Annotated in this window: 4 protein-coding genes; 1 reads left to right on the forward strand and 3 read right to left on the reverse strand. The window is 52.8% G+C overall.

The annotated features are described in order from the left end of the window. Window positions 1–185: 185 nt before the first annotated feature. Entirely contained in the window at window positions 186–1286 is a 1101-nt protein-coding gene (locus ABUL11_RS10915; protein WP_396957971.1) for an IS701 family transposase, read from the reverse strand. 407 nt (window positions 1287–1693) lie between these two features. Then, a complete protein-coding gene (gene lhpI, locus ABUL11_RS10920; RefSeq protein ID WP_350283880.1) occupies window positions 1694–2650 on the reverse strand; it encodes a bifunctional Delta(1)-pyrroline-2-carboxylate/Delta(1)-piperideine-2-carboxylate reductase in 957 nt (318 codons plus the stop codon). Between the two features lie 305 nt (window positions 2651–2955). Here lhpI and ABUL11_RS10925 point away from each other — a divergent pair, with 305 nt between their 5' ends. Continuing rightward, a complete protein-coding gene (locus ABUL11_RS10925) occupies window positions 2956–3294 on the forward strand; it encodes a tRNA-binding protein (RefSeq protein WP_350283881.1) in 339 nt (112 codons plus the stop codon). Window positions 3295–3417: 123 nt separating this feature from the next. Here ABUL11_RS10925 and ABUL11_RS10930 read toward each other — a convergent pair whose 3' ends face one another. Further along, window positions 3418–4092, reverse strand: a complete 675-nt coding sequence (locus ABUL11_RS10930) for a tetratricopeptide repeat protein (RefSeq protein ID WP_350283882.1) — start codon at window positions 4090–4092, stop codon at window positions 3418–3420. Between the last annotated feature and the right edge of the window lie 76 nt (window positions 4093–4168).

Raw genomic sequence — 4168 nt, forward strand, 5'->3', positions numbered from 1 at the left:
AACTTTGCGGCGAAATGAAATGGGATAAGTCATCTGTAAATTATAATCAATCTATTTGAGCTTCGTTATAGTACTACAGCCGTATATATTTTTACTCAGGAGGAGAGAATCCTCTGCGTCGGTAATGAGTTTGCCGGGCTCTGTATTGGTGTTTTCTGCGCCACACGGACCAGTGCAGCACATGCTCAACAGCCTGGCTGGTGTGCCACAGCAGATGCGACAGCAGCTTGCGCAATTCGGGCACACTCAAGGCAATTAGGCCGGGTGTGTGTTTTTTTCTCCCGTACCCGCAGGGCTACCAGTACCGCAGGGGCCAGTAGCGCCAGCGTGATGTGGCGGTACCAGCCCTGCCAGCGACGTACCTCGTACTGGTCGAGTCCGCACTCGCCCTTGGTGGCCTCAAAACCAATCTCGATCTCCCAGCGCTTGCTGGCGATCTGCACCAGGTGCTTGAGCCGGGCCTGCGAGCGCCTGGCATGTACCCCATAATAGGCCAGTTCCTGACGCTCATCCAGGCTGCGCCGTACCAGCAGGTAATGTCCGAAGCGACGCTCCTGCTGTGTCAATTGCAGCCGCCACAGCGGCACCAGCGCCCAGTCGTACAAACGCTCGCCTTTGGCCCCGGCCCCTTGCCACCACAACGGCTCATTCCCGGCAACAGCCAGTACGAAGGCCTGCTCACGTGATTCCAGCCATACCCGCAGGCGCTGATCTCCCCCGTAAACCTCATCACCTGCGATCCATCCACAGGGCACTCCTGCATCCAGCGCTCGCTCGATCATCTTTCGTGCAAGCTGAGGTTTGGTCGCAAATTCCACCTCTTGTGCCATGCCTGCAGCCTCGCAGCGCGAACGATCATTCATCCACTGGCGCGGAATGTACAATTCACGGTCGATGAAGGCACTGCCACCAGCGCCGGCATAGCATAGAAATACTCCGATCTGACTGTTCTCGATGCGCCCGGCCGTGCCGCTATACTGGCGCTGCACGCCAGCCGAGTGGATTCCCTTCTTGATAAAGCCCGTCTCGTCAACAATCATTACACCATCCGGATCACCCACCTGCTCAACAACGTAATCGCGCAGGATGTCGCGCGCCGCATCAGTATCCCACTGCGCGCGCTCGAGCAGATGCTGCACCCCATCGGGTGTGGTCTCGCCCATCCATTTGGCCAGCTGCCAGCTATTCTTGCGCTCTACCGCGCTCAGTAGACCCTTCAGATACGTAAGGCTGCGCTTGAATAACTTCCCAAGCCGCTCGGTATTACCTCCAACTCCCTCCCCCAATCATGCAATTGTGACATCATATCCAAACCCGTCTTAATGTTGATACAGCCTATATTCCCACATCTTATCTACGACTGTAGTACTAGCGAACGAGAGCCTGAGGAAATCAGGCAGGCCAGAATGATTTGGCAGACATGCAATATGAGTTAACTGCGCTCTGGTGTCTGGGTAGCACGCTAAGCTGGTAGGTGGTATGCTTCGGGATGGACGAGCACTTAAACTTATAGCGACAGGGCACTCTTTTGGCGGAGGACTTGCTCAGCAAGTTCGCCTCACTTCCGCAAAACCCCCCAGAGCCCCGCCGGCCCGCGCGTTCACGAGGTGTTTGCCTTGACCCTTCTCCCGTGACTGGGTGGTTTGCCACTTCAGACCCACCACGCCGCTACAATGCCGCGGGACTAAACATCTTAGTGCCCAGCGTGAATGGCCTTCAGGGCCACGCGCGCAGCTGCGAGATCCCAGGCTCCGGTCCCAACACTCTTGAAAACCTTGGGGTGGGATTCGTCGATCTGGCCCTGAAGTACGTCAGCTAGTGAACGTACACGAGACCAATCAATATCAGCCTGGATGAGATCACCGGCTTCATGGTGAGCACCGACCGGATCGTCAGCGAAGATATCGCTACCATCGAGCGTGATCTTGCCAAGTTCGGCCATATCTGGCTTGAAAGCGCCTACTCCAATTATTAGACGATCGCGTAAAGCGGTTTCGTTATAGACTACTTGTGTACTTGTCGTGACAGTGATTACGACGTTTACGTCATCGGAAATAGAATGCTCTGCAGGAACAAGCTTGCTGTGGAGGGACCGATATTGATCACAGAAAGCCATTGAAGAGGTTTCACTACGTCCGCGCACCCAGACTTTCGACTGTGGATATAGCGCATAGAGTGCTTGAATGTGGTAGCGTGCCTGTACACCTGTTCCGATGAGAAGAACTTCACGAGGTACTTTCTTCAGCAAGGTACGGATTGCAAGCATGGTGACAGCAGCAGTCCTCCGTCCGGTCACTTCTGGACCATCCAGCAGACAGATGAGCTTACCCGTTTCTGTATCACACACGGTTACAGTACCGTGGATGATGGGCAGTTGCCGTTTCTTGTTTGCAGGTTGCACATTCACGAGCTTGTGAATTCCAATATCACGCGCAGTGGCCGGCATGCTCAGCATCACGCCACCGGCACCAAGGGGCACTACCATGCGTTCCGGGCTCTGAATCTGGCCGGCATTATATTCAAGGGCTGCGGCGGCAATGGTATCCACCAGTTCGCTATAATCCAAGGCTTTGGCAGTAAGCTCCCTGGACAATACAACGAATTCTTCTGCATCGGAAAATATGGAGGAAGTACTGGTGATGGCATTCATAGTTTTTCCTGGAAATAAAGAGAATGAGTCTTGGCAAATATAGGAAAGAAAGGCTTTGGCTGTGGATGATAGTCATGGTTATTGAAGAAGACTTCAGGCGAAGTTGGTTTCGAGAATCTGATGTTTATTCATGAATCAGACAATGTTTGATACTTTTTGCGTAACTTCATCTCACTCGTGCACAAGCCATCGTTATATTCTTGCTGGAATAAATCCGATACCATTGAAGTATATGATCTGACAGCAAGACGCCGGCCAGAAAGACATCGAATTCTTATCTTTTATTGTGTGGACCATCAATTATTATGACGATAATTTCATGGGATGAATTTGCAAAAGTCGAGTTGTGCGTAGGACGTATCATCAAGGTCGAGGAATTTCCAGAAGCCCGCAAGCCGGCTTTCAAGCTACTGGTGGATTTCGGCCCGGAGATGGGTCAGCGCAAATCCAGTGCACAAGTTACCAGCCTCTATGCGATAGATGATCTGGAGGGAAAGTTAGTTGTCGCCGTTATCAATTTTTTACCCAAGCAAATTGGTCCATACATGTCCGAGTGCCTGGTGACGGGCTTTTCCGATGAGCAGGGTCATGTAGCTTTGTGCGTTCCGGATAAGCCCGTACCGTTAGGCACCAGGCTGTTTTAGGCGCAGCGTTGCGTTGTTTTCACACTTTTCAGTTTGCCATCATAGATGGAGCTTTGCATGAGGATAGCCCGGCCATGTTGCCAGCATATTTGAGGAATTTGTTCCAAACTTAGCTTAGATTGCTTATTTTCCAAGTATACGTTTAGCCTCGGCGATCTTGGGGTGCGGGCTGTCAGCATGCTCGGCCAACTTAAGCAGTAACTCCGCGTAGTGAGCAACTTTCTGTTCATTGCCTGCTTGCTTTGCATTTTGAGCTGCTCCTGCAATTGCACGATAGCGATTGGAGTGCTGTTCAAGAACTTTTTCGAACTCAGCAAGTGCATCAGCCGGTTTACGGTCACGTTCAAGTATCGTTGCCAACATCTCTCGCGCCGGGACGACTGGCCCAGGGGTAACGACGTTCTTTGCGCTCGCCGCTTCACGCTCTGCTGCCCGGCGCAGTATTGTGGTTCTCTCATCACGTTTGCCTTCTGCAAAAGCTGCCAGTCCGCGTACTACCTCGACGTGGATATTGATCTGATCGGCCCAGTAGTCCAGTTTCATAGCTGTCGCCGAATCACGCAGTTCGGCTAACCGCTTCGCTTCGAGGTTTGCCTGGGCCGGCTCTCCACTCATCGCTGAACCAACACCACGGGCAAACGCGTTGACTGCTTCAGCCTGTGGATATTTCTTCCATGGATAGGTATCCCGCGTAATATAGCGGCAAATTTGCTGCTTCCTGCCAGGCCTCGCGTTCCAGGGCAATCCTTGCAGGGATGGCAGCATACGGATAGGCGACCCCAGGCATGTCGATCCCATGTTTCATTTGTTCTTGCTCCATAACTCATAGAGGTAAGCCCCCGGCTTTGCCGGGGGACTCACCGAGGTTTGACCT

This window comes from Nitrosomonas sp. (assembly GCF_040256045.1).
Classification (GTDB): Bacteria; Pseudomonadota; Gammaproteobacteria; order Burkholderiales; family Nitrosomonadaceae; genus Nitrosomonas.

Coding starts and splice junctions, on each gene's coding strand:
- lhpI (WP_350283880.1), bottom strand. CDS start 2,650: ATGAATGCCATCACCAGTACTTCCTCCATATTTTCCGATGCAGAAGAA.
- ABUL11_RS10925 (WP_350283881.1), top strand. CDS start 2,956: ATGACGATAATTTCATGGGATGAATTTGCAAAAGTCGAGTTGTGCGTA.
- ABUL11_RS10930 (WP_350283882.1), bottom strand. CDS start 4,092: ATGGGATCGACATGCCTGGGGTCGCCTATCCGTATGCTGCCATCCCTG.